The organism is Bacillus solitudinis (assembly GCF_002797395.1).
Lineage (GTDB): Bacteria > Bacillota > Bacilli > Bacillales > Bacillaceae_D > Halalkalibacter_A > Halalkalibacter_A solitudinis.
In genome coordinates this window covers 702202-718717 of the sequence record NZ_KZ454943.1, presented here as the reverse complement: position 1 = coordinate 718717, position 16516 = coordinate 702202, and the positions used below count along the sequence as shown (strand labels likewise).

13 protein-coding genes are annotated in these 16516 nt (G+C 37.3%); 5 read left to right on the top strand and 8 right to left on the bottom strand.

Features of this window, described 5'->3' with window-relative positions:
- Window positions 1-76 precede the first annotated feature (76 nt).
- On the bottom strand, window positions 77-1621 hold the full coding sequence (locus CEF19_RS03625; RefSeq protein ID WP_100404809.1) for a glycosyltransferase: 1545 nt from the start codon (window positions 1619-1621) through the stop codon (window positions 77-79).
- 233 nt (window positions 1622-1854) lie between these two features.
- Here CEF19_RS03625 and CEF19_RS03620 point away from each other — a divergent pair, with 233 nt between their 5' ends.
- The 4 genes from CEF19_RS03620 (at window position 1855) to CEF19_RS03605 (ending at window position 4992) form a co-directional block, all read left to right on the top strand.
- Window positions 1855-2430: a histidine phosphatase family protein gene (locus tag CEF19_RS03620; protein WP_100404808.1), complete on the top strand. Its 576-nt coding sequence runs from the start codon at window positions 1855-1857 to the stop codon at window positions 2428-2430.
- A 150-nt stretch (window positions 2431-2580) separates the two neighbouring features.
- On the top strand, window positions 2581-3837 hold the full coding sequence (locus CEF19_RS03615) for a glycosyltransferase family 4 protein (RefSeq protein WP_100404807.1): 1257 nt from the start codon (window positions 2581-2583) through the stop codon (window positions 3835-3837).
- Window positions 3838-3841: 4 nt separating this feature from the next.
- Window positions 3842-4135 (top strand): hypothetical protein, encoded by a 294-nt coding sequence (locus CEF19_RS03610; protein WP_100404806.1) that lies wholly within the window; start codon window positions 3842-3844, stop codon window positions 4133-4135.
- 137 nt (window positions 4136-4272) lie between these two features.
- Window positions 4273-4992, top strand: coding sequence for a hypothetical protein (locus CEF19_RS03605; protein ID WP_100404805.1), 720 nt, complete (start codon window positions 4273-4275; stop codon window positions 4990-4992).
- A 607-nt stretch (window positions 4993-5599) separates the two neighbouring features.
- Here the strand turns inward: CEF19_RS03605 and CEF19_RS03600 are convergent.
- Window positions 5600-6313, bottom strand: coding sequence for a hypothetical protein (locus CEF19_RS03600; RefSeq protein WP_100404804.1), 714 nt, complete (start codon window positions 6311-6313; stop codon window positions 5600-5602).
- A complete protein-coding gene (locus CEF19_RS03595) occupies window positions 6310-7524 on the bottom strand; it encodes a glycosyltransferase family 4 protein (RefSeq protein ID WP_100404803.1) in 1215 nt (404 codons plus the stop codon). Before CEF19_RS03595 ends, CEF19_RS03600 begins: the two co-directional genes overlap by 4 nt.
- 618 nt (window positions 7525-8142) lie before the next feature.
- Here CEF19_RS03595 and CEF19_RS24180 point away from each other — a divergent pair.
- Window positions 8143-8301: a transposase gene (locus CEF19_RS24180; protein ID WP_157801068.1), complete on the top strand. Its 159-nt coding sequence runs from the start codon at window positions 8143-8145 to the stop codon at window positions 8299-8301.
- Window positions 8302-8595: 294 nt separating this feature from the next.
- On the opposite strand, the gene CEF19_RS03590 is transcribed toward CEF19_RS24180, so the two are convergent.
- The 5 genes from CEF19_RS03590 to CEF19_RS03570 form a co-directional block, all read right to left on the bottom strand.
- The gene (locus CEF19_RS03590) at window positions 8596-9864 is read right to left on the bottom strand and encodes an FG-GAP-like repeat-containing protein (RefSeq protein ID WP_100404802.1); all 1269 of its coding nucleotides are present in this window, start codon (window positions 9862-9864) and stop codon (window positions 8596-8598) included.
- A gap of 691 nt (window positions 9865-10555) precedes the next feature.
- The gene (locus tag CEF19_RS03585; protein ID WP_100404801.1) at window positions 10556-11848 is read right to left on the bottom strand and encodes a nucleotide sugar dehydrogenase; all 1293 of its coding nucleotides are present in this window, start codon (window positions 11846-11848) and stop codon (window positions 10556-10558) included.
- A 369-nt stretch (window positions 11849-12217) separates the two neighbouring features.
- Window positions 12218-13192: a CgeB family protein gene (locus CEF19_RS03580; protein WP_100404800.1), complete on the bottom strand. Its 975-nt coding sequence runs from the start codon at window positions 13190-13192 to the stop codon at window positions 12218-12220.
- Window positions 13193-13477: 285 nt separating this feature from the next.
- Entirely contained in the window at window positions 13478-14116 is a 639-nt protein-coding gene (locus tag CEF19_RS03575) for an HD domain-containing protein (protein ID WP_100404799.1), read from the bottom strand.
- Complete coding sequence (locus tag CEF19_RS03570; protein ID WP_100404798.1) at window positions 14109-16463, bottom strand: ATP-dependent helicase; 2355 nt, start codon at window positions 16461-16463, stop codon at window positions 14109-14111. Before CEF19_RS03570 ends, CEF19_RS03575 begins: the two co-directional genes overlap by 8 nt.
- Between the last annotated feature and the right edge of the window lie 53 nt (window positions 16464-16516).

Here is a 16516-nt window from a genome sequence, read left to right as displayed (position 1 = left end):
GTTGAGAGGTGGTTTGCCTTTTAAGAAAAAGCAGGGGCTTCTCGACAATCTGCAAAACATGATTATTTTTTTCTTTTTATATCAACCTCATGCTAAGATTATTTATCTGACCCCTTTCTAATTCGACATTAATCGAGTTTGGTTGATGATATCCTTCTTTCCATATCATGATTGAATATTTGCCGATGGGTATCTCTGTAAACATGAATCTTCCTAATACGTCGGAAAACGTACTTCTTAAAACGATATTGGAATGGTCAATTAAGTGTACCGCGGCGTGTTTAACAGGTTTGTTTACTCCATTTACCACCGATCCTGAAATGCTTGATTCGGAATTATTCAAGTTGGCAGTCGAAGAATCGCAACCCTCCATTGTTCTTAGAAAATCCATGTCTGGAAAGCGATTATTTGTTTTTATTTCCTTAATTATCCTTTTTTCTTGCGTTTTCTGGTATACATCAAGTGTTTTTCGAATCATATCATCATTCGACCATCTTATTTGGGCCCAATCACGTGCTAATGCTCCCAATTCAATTCGCAACCTTTCCGAACCTAACAACTCATCAAGACAGTCCGCCAATGTATTGCTGTCTTTCGGTTTAACCAAAAGACCTGTTTTTCTGTTCTCTATCATTTCTGATACACCGCCAACGTCAGAGGCAACTACCGGTTTTCCTGCCAGTTGTCCTTCCATCACCGTAAAAGGCAATGTATCGTGTATTGTAGGTAAAACGACAATGTCGGACTGTTTTAATAAGGAAGGTACATCGTTTCTTCCACCTAGAAACACAACGTTACTTTCAAGTCCAAGATCTTTTGCTTTTTTCTGTAACGACTCCATAAGAAATCCTTCGCCGATGATCCAGCATATAAAAGAACGTCTACGTTTTTTTAGTGTTTGCAAGGCGGATAAGAGATAGGTATGTCCTTTTATAGGAACTAATCGAGCAGGGCAGGAGATGACTAATCTTTGCTCCCTTTTCATTAAAGTAGGTTCACTTGATCTTTGATAAAAATAGTCAATGTCAATTCCATAAGGGAAGATGGAAATGTCTGTGGTAAGCTTCCCCAACCTGCTTAGTGCACTCTTCAACCAATTGCAAGGTATGATTAAGTGATCTACAGATAGAGCGCTTGTCAATTCTTCGTTTGCGATAAACTGCAATTCCAATTCTGTCTTTCTCTTATATTCACCGCTCGTGTACCATTCCTTTGTTTTGCAGTTATGAAATGTCCCCACTAGAGGAACAGATCCACATACTCCGCGTAATCCTCTTGCGGAAATAATATCCTGCGCATGAATAATGTCGTAACCACTCAAGTCGAATTTCTGTGCTGCAAATCTATACGTATAGCATTCAATTTCACGCCAAAGCATCCAACTGCTAAAATGAGGATATTTTTCACGATACATTTGGTTTAGCCTAGACTCAACTTGATCTTTGATAGGCTTTTTCTGAATGCTCTGCTCTCCCAAGTAAATTTCGTTCATTCCCGGCTTATGGGCCAAAATATCGACCTGATGTCCCAATTTGGTTAATTTTTTATACAACTGATTCATATATTCCGATGTCCCTCCAAATCGAGGAAATGATTTATAACATGCTAATAATATCTTCATATTATTTGTTTTCCTTCCTTTCTGTCATTTTTATATACGCCAGACGCAGGATGTATCTTCTTTGCCATACTTAATTATTTTATGCTCGCCAGTTTAAAATGCTTTAGTCATTAAATCTCGGAAGTATACCTAATTATTGTCGTTATCATCTTTGTCTGTGTTCCCTGAATTGTTTTCGGCATAATCTATGAGAACAAAGAGTAGCCAAAAATAAATCGAGGGAGGGAAATCGAATGAGAACAATTATTCACTTAATTCGTCATGGGGAAACGGACTGGAATAAGGAGCAACGGTTACAAGGGAAATCCGATACTCCTTTAAATGCAACAGGAAGAAAACAAGCGCTTTACCTAGCAAATTGTCTGACGGCTGTTCAAGTGGCTACTGTTTATACGAGTCCATTGAATCGAGCTAGAGAAACAGCACTCATCATAGGGCAGCAAGGGAGCGAAGTGAAAAGCGAGTCAGCTCTCATGGAGAGGTCTTTTGGTTATTTAGAAGGTTTACATCGTAAAAAAATAGAGGAAAAGTGGGGTGCGGTTACGGACAAACTTATTATTACATTTGGCGGTGAATCAATAGAAGAAGTGCAAAAGAGAGGATGGAATCTATTGCACTTTTTAGAAAAAAAACATCGTGGAACAGTTGTCATCGTTGTAACACATGGTGCATGGATGAACGCTGTTTTAAGTCGACTGGATAGATTTCTACTTGAGACCAGCTTCAATAACACAAGCATTACAACATTAATTTGCTCTAATTTCTCTTGGCGTATCTCTGCAATCAATCAAAATGATTTTAGAAATTGACGAAGAATGGCCGTTTGACAAATCTAGGTTACGTGATAATTCACCAACATCATTAATACCTCGGTTATATGCCGTTACTCTTATAATAAATCTAAATAAGATATAATAGTTCACTGATTTTAAATCGTTTTTAACAAGGAGGGAAATCACTTGAAAATTTTATTAGCCACCTATTGGTACTTACCACATGTCGGTGGTGTTAATGAGTATGTAAATTTATTAAAAAAAGAACTTGAACTCCTTGGTCATGAAGTTGATGTTCTTGCACAACACCCAGATATGGTTCACTATTATTTAGTTAATGGCAATAAAAAAGAGAATAAAATGAAAATAAAAGCGATCGTATATGAAAAGGTCAATCAGTTTTACCAAAGATTTTTACCCCATGTAGAGCCATGGGTTCGGTGGAGAGATATTGAGCGTTATACTATGGAGTTATGCTCTGTATTATTTGATCTGGAGCAGTATGATTTGATTCATACTCAAGATATTATTTCGACGCGGGCATTATGGAGAGTGAAACCAAAGCATGTTCCATTAATATCTACGATTCATGGCTTATTAGCAAAAGAACATGTTATTGCGGAGAATATTCCAGGAAAAGATAGTGTTCAATGGGTTTATGTAAGTGATGAAGAATTTCATGGTGCTACTTCATCAAATAGAACCATTGTACCTACTAAATGGCTGTACAACGAATTAAATGAAAATTTCCAGGTGCCGTCACAACATTTGGAAGTGATCCCATATGGTATGGATATTGAATTATTCATGAAACGTTATCGTAAGCCAAATGAATTAGAACACATGAAAAGTGAAAATCACTGGATTCTTTTCTGTCCTGCTCGTTTAGTGCCTGTAAAAGGGCATAAAACATTGTTACATGCCTTACATTCACTAAAAAAAGAAAGGACTGACTTTGTCTGTTGGTTAGCAGGAGATGGGGACTTAAAGGAGATACTAGTCGCAACCGTCGAGAAGTTAGGTTTAAAAGAACATGTCAAATTTTTAGGGGATCGAAAAGATGTTCCATCATTAATGAGAATAGCAGATATTATGATTTTGCCATCCTTACAGGATAACTTACCGTTCTCCATTATGGAAGCACAGGTCATAGGACTCCCTGTGATAGCTTCTACTGCAGGTGGTATTCCAGAAATGATTATAGATGGTGAAACAGGATTATTATTTGAAAAAGAAAATAGTATGGATTTGAAGGAACAAATTTCAAGACTCATAGGGGATAATAAACTATATCTACATTTAAATGATATTGAAAAGCGTGTGGGTAGAAAAAAATGGTCCTCCAAAGCATTAGCTGTAAATACGATAAAAGAATATATCAAAGTTCTCAAAGGTGATCAACCAATCCATCCTGCTACTAACAATAAGAAAAAAGGGAGGTGAGCGTTTGAAAAATAGTATATTTGCTTATTCTTTTGACAAGAAGCCTGATCCTAGACAGTGGGCAGCATTAAAGAATAAATTATCTCCTTCCTATTCGCTGCCTGATACGGAGATGCTATCTAATGTACACCGATCAGCGATTTCACTACCAACTATATCGGTGCAAGAATGGTTAAAAAATGAAACCGAAATCATCAGGCAAGATGAAGAAGAGCTTACAAAACAAATAAAGCATTTATTACCACAGGATTATATAATCCCAGATGTTATTCGTTTAAAAAACATTTTTATAAAATAAAGCTTTCAAATTAAATTTTATAATACGTCCAATCAAATATAAGTTTATGACATATTCTATTAATAAAATATCTGTATAAATTTATTATATATTGTCAACTACTTTATAAAAATATTTATGAAAGGAGAAATAACCTAATGAGTCAAAGAAGTACGGAAAGAACAAAGGAACTTGAGCAACAAGTACTCCAAATCTTACAAGTTGAACTAGATTCAATATCAGAACATTATCATCAGTTGGTTCCGTCCCAATTATCACCAGAAGACAAATTGGGATGGGTTTTAAAGGCTAAAACAGTTGGCTTATTTCCCGGAGGAATGAATCAATATTATATGAAACCAGCTGAGAATAAAGAGGAGGGAGACTTGTCATTTTTGTCAGAATCCTATGATTCAAGAGATGAAAAGCTACAAAAGTTGATAGATTACGTTCTAGATACTAAGCTTGAAAACATTCCTCAGCATATTCAAGATTTAATCCCCCTTAGCTTAACTGTTGAAGAAAAACTAGCCTGGATTCGCAAGGTAAAGGAAAAAGGTGCTGATGAATTTGGAATGACTAAAACCCCTAATATGCCCATGAATAAAGGCTTAGGAACAGGACCTTATACCGGCCCTGGAACTGCACCAGGCACCGGTCCTGGAACTGCACCATGGTTAGAAAACCAAAATACAGACATGTATATGAACATGCCTTCGGAATCAACAAACGTTCAAAAAAAATCTATCGTAAAAGTAGATGATAACGAAGATTCTAATATAGAAGAGGTTGCTGCCCAGTTCAATAGTGAATTATCCCAGCTTAACGAAGTTTTAATTGTAGAAAGTAAAAATAAAAGAGAAAATGATGAAATTTGATAGTAACTAGTAGAATAAAAGAAATATAGATCGAAAAGGGAGAACAGCAGATTATTTTGGTCAAAAGAATGATCTTAATGTGGGAGATAAAATGGTCGTTCCCGTCTAATTGATATTTTTCAAAAGGTTTAGAGCAAAAGGTTCATCAGGTCGATTTATTATCCTATGATGAACAATGGGACAATATCCAAATAGGGGAAAATAAAAAGGTGAACAAGATCATGAGCAAAAAAAGCCTCGTTCATCATTTATCAGTCTTGTAATCCACAGAGTAACACCCGTAGATTTTTTCGCGGGAGTTATAGGTTGGAATAGGAATGAATCTCAAGAACTTTATGATAGCACGGGGCGGTACACATCATGATGAATTACAGCAATTGACTATAAAAAGGTATCGAAGCTTTTAATAAAGAGAAAGAAAGGAGTGGCTGGTTCAGCAAATACAGAGGTTAACTGTCACAATAACCAATGAGTTTTTTCAAAAGTAACTGTCAATAATAGAAAAACTGTTGGTTAAGGTAAATAATAGGGGGAAAATGAAGGCCAGGTTAAAGTGAATCCTGGTCTTCATTTGGTTTTATTTTTATTTGATTTAGGGGGTATCCTTTCAATTCTTAGAATTGTGAGTCAGTTTATCTAGAAAAGAATTTAATTTCAGGGATTGATCTGACGTAAAAGCCGGTTTCAGAAGTTCGCGGGCTACATTCGTACTCAGAATATTAACAAATTTTGAGTCGGGAATCGAGTATTCAGATGGAACAGCTGCGTAAAATATATTCCATACAAGTGGATCAATCCATACTTGAGGTGTATCAACTTTACACGAGAACAGCGATTCGTACATTTCTGTACCAAGACTCAAAGAATTCCAGTTGGAATTCAATGGAACAGCACCTTCAGGAGACTGGTCTTCCGTTTCCGCTTTGATGTCGTTAGTTGTTTCTGTTTTTAGTTTCGCGTTCTCTAACAGGAGTTTTTCATTTTCCGTTTTTAGTTTCTTATTCTCCATGGACAGATTGACGTTCTGTGTCTGCAATTTCTGGTTATCTTCTGTGAGTCCCTCGGTCATCTTTTTCATTTTTTTAATTTCATCTTTCAGAGATACATTCTGTGTCTGCAGTTTCTGGTTACGCGCTGTGAGTCCCCCGGTCATTCTATTCATTTGTTTGTTTTTATCATTCATAGACGCGCTCTGTGTCTGCGGTTTCTGGTTATGAGAAGTGAGTCCCTCGGTCATTCTATTCATTTGTTTGTTTTTATTTTTCGTCAGATTCTGATAATTTTTTCCAGATGTCATTGTCATCTTCTGTTTGTTAATCAACGAAACTCCCTCCCGACAATCATTTTATAAACCTCAAATATGCGGTCCATCATGGTTTGCAGTGACCATTGTTCCAAAGCAAATTTCTGAGCACTCTCGGCTAACTCATTTCTAAGAGCATCATTTGCGAGAAGTTTTTTTAAATTTTTAAATAGAGGTTCACTTTCTCCAGCAGGTACGATAAAACCTGTCTTGCCGTGTTCCACCATTTCAGGGATTCCGCCTGAATTCGAAACAACCACCACTTTAGCTGCGACTTGTGCTTCCATAACGGAAAAAGGTTGGTTATCCTGGAGGCTGGGTAGGACGAATATATCAGCTTGCTTTAGAAGGGTGGGAACATCCTCCCGATTCCCCAAAAAAGTAACTTCCTCAACTATATTTAACTGTTCTGCCTGCTGTTCCAATTGTCGGCGTGATTTCCCGTCACCAATTATCCAGCAGAGCCAATCGGTTCGTTCCTGTTTGAGTCGGGCCAGTGCGTCTAACAGGTACTGTTGACCCTTTACTGGAACTAGACGGGCCGGGCAGACAATTAACTTCTTATCTGTTGGACGTTCCAACTTTGGTGATTTTTCCATTTTTTCCATAAACCTATCAATATCCATTCCATAAGGGATAACTGTGACATGCTCTGCTGGAATATTAAAGTCGTTGATCATCACATCTTTAAGCCACTGAGTTGGCACAATAGTGATGTTACTAGATGTCGTCCCATAGAACTCCTCAGCCGATACATATTGCCATTGGAGACTATCTCTGTTCTTTATCTCTCCCCCTATAATATGTTCTGTTGCTAGACAACCATGAATTGTTGCGATTAATGGAACCTCTTTCGGTTTCACACGCCATATTGCCCTGGTGGAAACTATATCATGTGTATGAATTAAATCATATTTTGTCAGACCAAATACGGATGCTGCTGCTTCGTAACTGTAGCGTTCAATCTCTCTCCATCTGATCCACGGATCTACCTGTGAAATATTTTCTTTATAAAATCCAAGCACCTTCTCATAAATTAAATCCTTCACCTTCGACTTCTCAAGAAACCGTCCATTGTTCGGCATGTAATATTTTTGCATGTCTGGATGGTGGGCAAGAATATCCACCTCATGACCTAAACGTTCCAGTTCCTGCTTCAATGCATAGACGTGGGTCGATACACCTCCAACATGCGGGAGATACCAATAAGTAGCCAACAGAATTCTCATTCACTTCATCCTCTCCTGATTCAAATATCTTTATATCCTATGTCTTGAACCCACAAGTGGAATGGGCGATTTCACTTGTTTTAGGCAGGAAAATAAGTGGCGAAAAGAATTAATGGCTTTAAATATAAGATTACATTAGCCATTTTATAAAAATAAGGGCGTTGTATTGAAACTAAGTTGACATAGGATGCTTATAGATTTTGTACTAGGAGGAAGTTCTTATATAGGGGGAATCAATATTGAAATTCTGGTTACTGTGGTGCATTTAGTGGAACGTCTTTTACAAAAAGTGCATTAGGTTTTGGATGATATATTAACAGGTAGTCAGGCTTCTTGAACCAAGTGAAACTATGGAGGGGTGTGACACAGTTTTTCATCTAGCAACGATGTTAGGTTAAAAGCTTTAGAGAATCCTTGGAAGCAGTCTCCATCGCTTAAAAAGGGATGATTTGCCCTATTAAAAGGGTATGAGAAACTAACTGAACGACAAAAGTAAAGGTTAGAAGAGTGGCTAGATGAACATGAAGAACTGGCTTTGGCCTATTACTTAAAAGAGCTGTTTCACGAATTCTATCATGCGAAGGACTATGACACTGGTGAAGCACTCCAAGCGCACTCCTGGAGGAATGGATTGACCAAGCAAAAGCTAGTCCATTTCCCGCTTACCATGAGGTTGCCAAAACACTAGAGAATTGGATAGCTCCAATCCTCCAGTACTTTCTCACTTCGTTATACAAGCGGTCGAATAGAAGGAACAAAGTCAAAAACATCAAATGACGATCATATGGCTATCGAAATGTCGAGCACTTTCGTCTGGGTGTATTTTTGGATGTACTGGTAAAGCTAATGAAAAACAGGCAGCTTAGAGACAAAATTCCTTTGATCTTCTCTTTAGAAGCAGTAGTTGCTTACCTTTCTTAGCGTGCCAATTTCCTTCTTTAAGATGATAGGATGAGTGATTTTAGAACCCTATCCAGATCTTGATTTGCTAATTAGATGACAACCCGACTATTCAAACATGTGCCAAAATATAACGTCATTCATACATATATAACCAGTCCCCTTATATGTTTAACCCTTCTTATTTGGATTTATGAAGCTTCCTCTTTTAGGGTATTGTGGATCTGTAGAAAATAAATAAATGGCGCCTTTTAATTCTCCTTCATGTCGAGTAGCTAACGAACTAATCAGTAACTCTGTTTTTTTATCTCCATTAATATCTCCAGCAGCTAAAGAAGCACTAAAAAATACGTTCTCTTCACCGTATATTTTTTTGATTGCTTTACCTGTTGTCCCATTCAGAATGATTACATAGCTACCACTGGTTCCACCGATAATTTCCTTGATACCATCACCATCTAAATCATATAAAACGATTTTTTTCCCTAGCGATAAATGATGATAGTCACCATGTACACCAAATAGGAATTTACCTTGACCTGAAAAGGCTAAAATTTGTCCATTTTGTATATACCCATTAGAGCTCGCTAAGCCACTACCGATGACAATTTCGACTTGGCGATCACCGTTTACATCAGCAACTCCTAATGAGGTTCCAATGCAATTCCTAGATTTTGTACCTTCAATATGAAACATTAATTCCCTATTTATTCCTGAATATACATATACTTTTCCACATCTTATCTTTTCATCTGTAGATGCTTCAGGAGCTCCGATAATAATATCTTGATGACCATCGTTGTTAATATCAGCAACCGCAAGAGAATAACCAAATTGTTCTTTTTCAGGGATTGAAAAAGAATGAAGGAGAGAAGCATCTTTACCAGAATATATCTCTACTTTACCTGTATCTTTCTTACCTTCTTCATCGAAAAGAGAGGACGAAATGATTAAGTCATCAAAGCCGTCTTTATTAATATCACCCGTAGCCAATGTGTAACCTAATCTTTGATAGCTTTGACTTCCAAATATCGTTTTTAAGAGTTTACCTGTTACACCTGAGAAAACGCGAACTGCCCCACATTCTATCAATTCTTCATATCCTTCATATGGGGAAGAGATAATAATTTCTGGAGTTCCATCCCCATTTATATCACCAAGTGCTACGGCATACCCAAAGTGGACATAGTTATCCTGCCCGCCCCATTCAAATAGAACACGTTTATTTTTCCCCTTCATCACAGTTACCTTACCAGAGCTAATACGCTCTTCTGGGTTAACGCTATTTTTACGATTAATAAATGAAGCTGTTGGAGATGAAACGATAATTTCATCGATCCCGTCTCCATCAACATCGCCAACTTCTAAATAGTTTCCAAATAAATCTATGCATTGCTCTCCATACCAGATATCCATAAGATAGAAAGGCTTATGCTTCACTAATAGATTCCTCCTAACGGTCTCTCATTCTTATAAAGAATGGAATTTAAATCCATAATAATTTTTTTATTTCTCATCGTAGAGTGTTGAATAAAGTGTTGCTGAGAATATTTATGCAATCTGTTATCACCAATAAATAGGTTGATAAACTATTTTATATGTGAGGTTACTACATTTTTTTGCGATTTTAGTATCTTCCAATTAAAAAAGGGGTTATTCCTTTTTCGCACAGCTCTATACTTGGAATAGTCCCCTATATTTAACGGGAGAACGATATATATACAATCAAAGTTAGCAACTAAATTCAATAATTGGTGTTAACTTCGCGTTTCGAATCTCTTTCTTCATTTTGCTTTTTTGTCTTTTAAGTTTCTATGGCGTATACCCATAATAGAATCATCAATAGTTTTATATAATCGATTAACCGAATTTCATTGCATTGATCCCCTGAATATACAGAAATATATAGAAGGGATAGTAATTGGTTGTCTTTGTTTATACGAAACACTTCCTTTTTAAAACAGTACTATTTATTTTTCGTACGTATAGCTCTGTTTTTATTCTCGAAATTCTCCATCTTTCATATCCTATTGTCCGGCTGGATTAAGCATCGACCGATGAGTTTCTCCCCTTTCATGTTCTAAAAGGGGAGAAACTATAAATCAAGATGCACCTTCAATTAATACGTTGCTCATACGTCTTTATTTCTGTTCCTATTTTTCTTAGGGTCATTAGACGTGTGGAAAAAGAGATGCCTCAAATCAATGACATCTGAAACGAAAGAAAAAATCTTTTCATATGGGATATTGCTGTGCTCCGTTAAGACGATTGCAACGTCGTAATTAGATGAGGGGAGCGAAGTTTCATTGATCGAATGATATTCTTTTGAATCCACATAAACAGAAGGTACATAAGAGTCAAAGTAGTCGACTTGGATACCATCTGCCAGTAAATATTTCATGATTGGAAGGGCACTGGATTCTCGAACGTCATTAACGTCTTTTTTATAAGCGACACCAATAAGAAGTACTGAAGGGGATGGTTTATTCGCCTTAGCTAATAGGTAGTCTTTTATTTTATTTGCGACGTAAGTGGGCATTAATTTATTTATTTCATCCGCTATCTTGATGAATGGTGTCTCGTGATTGTACTCTTTTGCTTTCCAAGAAAGATACATAGGGTCAATAGGAATGCAATGACCACCAATTCCCGCACCAGGTGTATAGCGGGTAAATCCGTATGGTTTCGTGCTAGCTGCATCAATTACTTCGTGCACATCAATATCCATTTTTCCACAAAGTATCGCGAAATCATTAATAAAAGAGATATTAATAAAGCGCTGCGTGTTCTCTAGTATTTTTGTCATCTCTGCGGCACGTGTTGAGGATACTTTACAGACCTCATCAAAGACACTTTGATAAATCAGACTAGCTTTTTCCAAACAATTTGGGGTCATACCACCTACAACCTTCGGAATTTCACTTAGAGGTATATCGCTTCCTGGGTTTATCCGTTCAGGAGAGTAGGCGAGAAAAATATCGTCTCCAACTTGAAATCCCTTTTCTTTAAGTTTAGGAAGAATTAATTCCTCTGTTGTTCCTGGGTACGTGGTACTTTCCAAACTAATAAGTTGATACGGTTTCAAGTATGGCATAATATTCGTTATTGCTTTATTGACAAATTTAAGATCTGGTTCACCCTTATTCGTTAACGGTGTTGGAACGCAGATAAGAATAGCTTCAGCGTCGGTAACACCTTTGCCTGTTTCATGAAGGTAAAAGCGATTTTCGTTTACACATTGTGTCAAATAGCTATTGTCGACATCTGGATTATTGCTGTAACCTTGGGAAATGTTTTTCAGTTTTGCTTCATCCACATCTATTCCATGTACCGTATAACCATTTTGTAGAAACAACTGACATAAGGGTAATCCGACAAAACCTAAACCAATAACAGCGATAGAACGTTGTTTACTTGTTTGCATTTTGTTCCTCCTTTATTGTTTGTATTTTATAGCTTATGAAAGGAGAAACCAGATGGTATAGATGTATGTCTTGAATTATCATAGACAAAAAATTGAACTGAAATCATAAGGGAAAACGGTATAGGGGAACGGATTCACGTTTATTCCCTTTACTCGTGTAATAAAGAAACATTTATTCGGTAAATCCTTAAATTACAAACTTAAAGCGATTCATATCTGTTGTTTGGGGAAACTCGTTTAAATATCATATATAACGAATCAAGATTACAAGGGAAAGAAGAACATAGCAAGACGTGACAAATAAGTAAATGTATTAAGGAAGTTCGCCTCTTATCCTAGATTAAAGTAAGCTGATCCCGTCTGAATTTTTCAAAACTGTTTTTCAATCAGTTCTAACATCGTATTAATTCGATCATAAAAAGTATGTTCATCTAAGACTCTTCCCCTAGCTTTCCTCGCAATCATTCTACGTTCTTTTTCGTTTTGAATATAATAGTGTAGCTTCTCAAGCAGATCATTTGGTGTTGTAAAAGAGACAATTTCTTCTCCTTCTATAAAATAAAGTGGTAAATCTTCCTTAAACTCAATAAGCTGGAAAGCCCCGCAGCAAGCAATTTCGAAGGTTCGATTATTGATACTTTTATTTACGACGTTATGTCGATTTTTATTTGATGTTTCATTATACGTACGGTGTGTATTTAGTACAATTTTAGCACCGTTATAATAATTGATAACAGCCTTTGGCTCAATCCATTTATTTTGGACTTTTAACTGTGAAGAATTTCTCGAGTATTTAACTTGGTCATACCAATTAGGTCCTACTACTTGAATTTGGTAGGTTGTAGCTCTTAGCAAAAAGTTTATCAATCTAATTCGATTGGGGTAGGGATAACCTATAAGACAAATATCATTAAGAAATATGGAAGGTACTTGTTTAGGGGTATAAATATTCTGATTAGCCCCTAAAGATAGGTGAAAAACACAGTTGTGCCCCTGTTCTTTATATTTATTACGAGCAGCAGTATCAATTGTAAAAACGTAATCGTAATCCTGGATTAGCTCGATGGTTTTATCTATATAGAAGGGGTCTTCAGTCATCCAAATCGCTCGTTTAATACTTGAACGTTTTAAACAAGTTAATGTTTTAGGAGGGAATTTAAAATCGACCATTGTTAAGATGAGGTCAGGCTTGTGTGAGATAACGGCCGACCAAATTGAACCGTCTGAGGGTCTTTCTTTTAAAACGATACATTCATGTTTTGAATGCTTTATAGCATGAATGATTGCAGAATCGATGAATGAATAGATTTGTCTATACTGAGAAGGAATAAAAAGTATTTTCACATTATTTCCTCCCTATTATTGTTTCTCGTCGAGGTTATCTATATTCTATTTCTGGATTACGAAATTAGTATCTAGATTGAGGGTTCATTTAAATTTAGGATGTTTCAAAAATCTAACTTGAGCCAGCGTCTGACTAAGGCATGGAAGCTTTGCGCACGCTCAAATAGAGCGTGTGCAAAAAAGGTTGAGCGAAAGATTGGAAATTGTTCCACCCATAGCCTCTCTTAAAAGACTTTTTAACGGACTTAAACAAAAAGTTCGAGTCTCCTTCTGCTCGTTTTTAGACTATTCCCATTCATGATAAAATTGTTCTAAAAATTCTTCCATAAAGGAATGACGATCCTCGGCTCGTTTCTTACCTGATTCTGTATTCATTAAATCCTTTAACTTAAGAAGTTTCTCGTAAAAATGGTGGACAGCGGACGACGTGCCATGACGATATTCTTCAACTGACATAGATTCACGTGTTGAGATTGTCGGGTCGTACATAGGCTGACCCTTACTCCCTGAATAAATAAACGTTCTTGCAATTCCAATTGCTCCTAGTGCATCAAGTCGGTCTGCATCTTGAACGACCTGAGCTTCTAGACTCTCCACTGCACGGTTATTGCCTCCTTTGAAAGACATCGTTTTAATGATTGTAATGATATGATGAATATCGGTTTCTGATAAATGGTGGGAGTGTAACCATTCTTTAATCTCTTGTCGTCCTTCTTCCTCACTATTTACAACTTTATCATCAGCTAAATCGTGTAGAAGAGCAGTGAGTGTAACAATAAACAAGTTCGCTCCCTCTTCAATGGCTATTTCCTTTGCCTGCTTTGTAACTCGTGTAATATGATACCAATCATGACCAGTACCTTCGTGTTCGAGTTTTGACTTTACCCAATTGGATGTTTCTAGAATCACTTGTTCTTTATCCACGACTTTGACCTCCACTAGTTTCAAATTGCTTGTTTGTTTTTAAAGCGAGTCGGTTCACCTCTCGAACAAATCGTGAACGTTGAGCTTTTCTCCCTCGACGCATCGCTGGAACAGAAATGGCCAATGTTTCCTCGGCTCGTGTCATGGCAACATACATAAGCCTTCTCTCTTCTTCAATTGGTTTATCATCTCCTGCGCGCCATGCATCTAAAGCATAGTCATGAGGGAGATTTCCCTCAACAGCTCCAATAAGATAGATATGTTTGTATTCAAGACCTTTTGCTCGATGGATGGTCATAAGTGAAATAGCATTATTGCAAGGAGATTGTTTGCGGAGTTCCTCTTGTTTAGCGATCATATGGTCGATATGGAGAAGAAATTCCTCAATGGTCTTATGCTGTCGTGCTGCTACTTTTAAATCACGTACATCGTCCGAACCGCGATCTAGTTTATTCCCTTCATTCCCTTGCTTTTTCAAATAGTCTTTTAATCCCATCTCTGCTTCAATGAAGGAAATCGCCTGATCGGGAGGTTGTTTTTTTAACTGTTTAAATTGTTGGTGTAAAGCTCCTAGTTTTTTCTGTTGAAATGGTTTGATGTTAGAGATATGCGTTAACGCCTCAACGAGTGTGCAATCCTCAGAGATACTAAGTGCCTTTAAATCCCGAACTACATGCTGTTTTAAGAAAAGTGCACCCACTAAATCTTGCATTGCTTGTCCATCATCAGGATCTAAGCTCAAACGTAGATAAGCAAGAACCTTTCGTACTGATTTACGCTTGTAAAAGGATTCGCCTTCTTGTTCAAAGACAAAAGGAAGACTAGAGGTTACAAATCGTTCGAATAGTGCACGTGCTGTCACATTCGTACGGTATAACACTGCAAAGTCTGAAGGTGCTGCGCCAGCTTCGATCCTCGTTTTAATATCAGTGGCAACCATCGTGGCTTCTTCCTCTTCATCATATGGGAAAAAGAGAAAAGGAACATGTTCAGAAGTATGTTGCGCGACCAATTGTTTTGAAAAGCGTGTTCGATTTGAAGAGACTACATTATTAGCCGCTGACACAATAGGGTGATTTGAACGATAATTTTGATTGAGTACAATTGTCTGTGCTTGTGGATAGTTGTCTTTAAACTGCAAAATATACGACGGGTCACTACCTCGGAACGCATAAATTGACTGATCATCATCTCCAACCACACATAGGTTTTTTGTTTTTTCTGTGAGCATCGATATAAGTTCAACTTGCACTTTATTAATGTCCTGAAACTCGTCAATGGAAACATAAGAGAAACGCTGTTGATATTTTTCTAATAAATGTGGATGTTCCTGAAGAAATGCGTAGCAACCAATAAGCATATCATCAAAATCAAACAAGCCTTTTGATAATCGCATTTGTTCGTATCGCTTGTATAAGTATGCGACACGTTCCTCCCAAACATCCTTTGCCTTAACGTTATGTGGCATTAACAGGTGATTTTTCCACCAACTAATTTGAGTGAGAGCTTGGTCATATGCAAATTCCTTTTCATCTATATTAATTTCGCGACCAGCTTCTTTTATCATGTGCTCCCGTTGCCAATCCCATTTCAGTAAATGATCTCCATGCCAACGAACCGGATCATGATGGAGAAGTATTTTATAGAAGATACTATGAAAAGTTCCAATCATTAAGCGGCGTAAAGACTCATTGCTAATGTTAGGATACATGTGCATTCGTTCCTTCATTTCACGAGCAGCTTTCGCAGTAAACGTAACAAGAATCATTTCTTGTTCAGATATTTGCTTTTCGGCGATCATATAGGCTGCGCGAGTTGTAAGGACTCTTGTCTTTCCGCTCCCGGCCCCCGCAAGCAGGAGAAGAGGCCCTTTTGTGATTGTAACAGCCGACCATTGTGGAGCGTCCAAATGGATTCCATGCTCCTTTAACAGTCTTCGATAGCCAGTATCCTCACTATGTTCATTCTTAGTTGAGTGTGTGAATTCTGGTATGGCTCTTACCTCTTGAGGTTGCGTCCAAATGGCTGTCTCAGCATTAGATATGGATGAAATTTCTCTTCCTTTAGGTAAATTGAAGCCTGAAAATCCAGAAGGCTGAGTAGGCTGTGATTCTGCCTTTTTTTTCAGGTTCTGTTCATAATTTTGAACAATGGTTTCACATTCAAAGCTTGTAGATGGATGAATAAAAAAGGGTGGTTCATGAATACCGAAGTGAATTCTCATTGCTTCACCACAATGCATACATGTAAGCTCCTGTCGAATACTAGCTGAATAGAGCATTTGCCATGCGCTTCGATCATGCGTTGGTAAATGAATTATTTTTTGATGGTGAATGGCTGTTTGCACAAACGTCCCTCCTGGTCATACACTAAGCATTATTACAATCTATCGTAGCAGAT

Excerpts from the sequence above, each read along its gene's own strand:
- CEF19_RS03625 (WP_100404809.1), bottom strand. The coding sequence starts at position 1,621 with ATGAAGATATTATTAGCATGTTATAAATCATTTCCTCGATTTGGAGGG.
- CEF19_RS03620 (WP_100404808.1), top strand. The coding sequence starts at position 1,855 with ATGAGAACAATTATTCACTTAATTCGTCATGGGGAAACGGACTGGAAT.
- CEF19_RS03605 (WP_100404805.1), top strand. The coding sequence starts at position 4,273 with ATGAGTCAAAGAAGTACGGAAAGAACAAAGGAACTTGAGCAACAAGTA.
- CEF19_RS03595 (WP_100404803.1), bottom strand. The coding sequence starts at position 7,524 with ATGAGAATTCTGTTGGCTACTTATTGGTATCTCCCGCATGTTGGAGGT.
- CEF19_RS03585 (WP_100404801.1), bottom strand. The coding sequence starts at position 11,848 with ATGCAAACAAGTAAACAACGTTCTATCGCTGTTATTGGTTTAGGTTTT.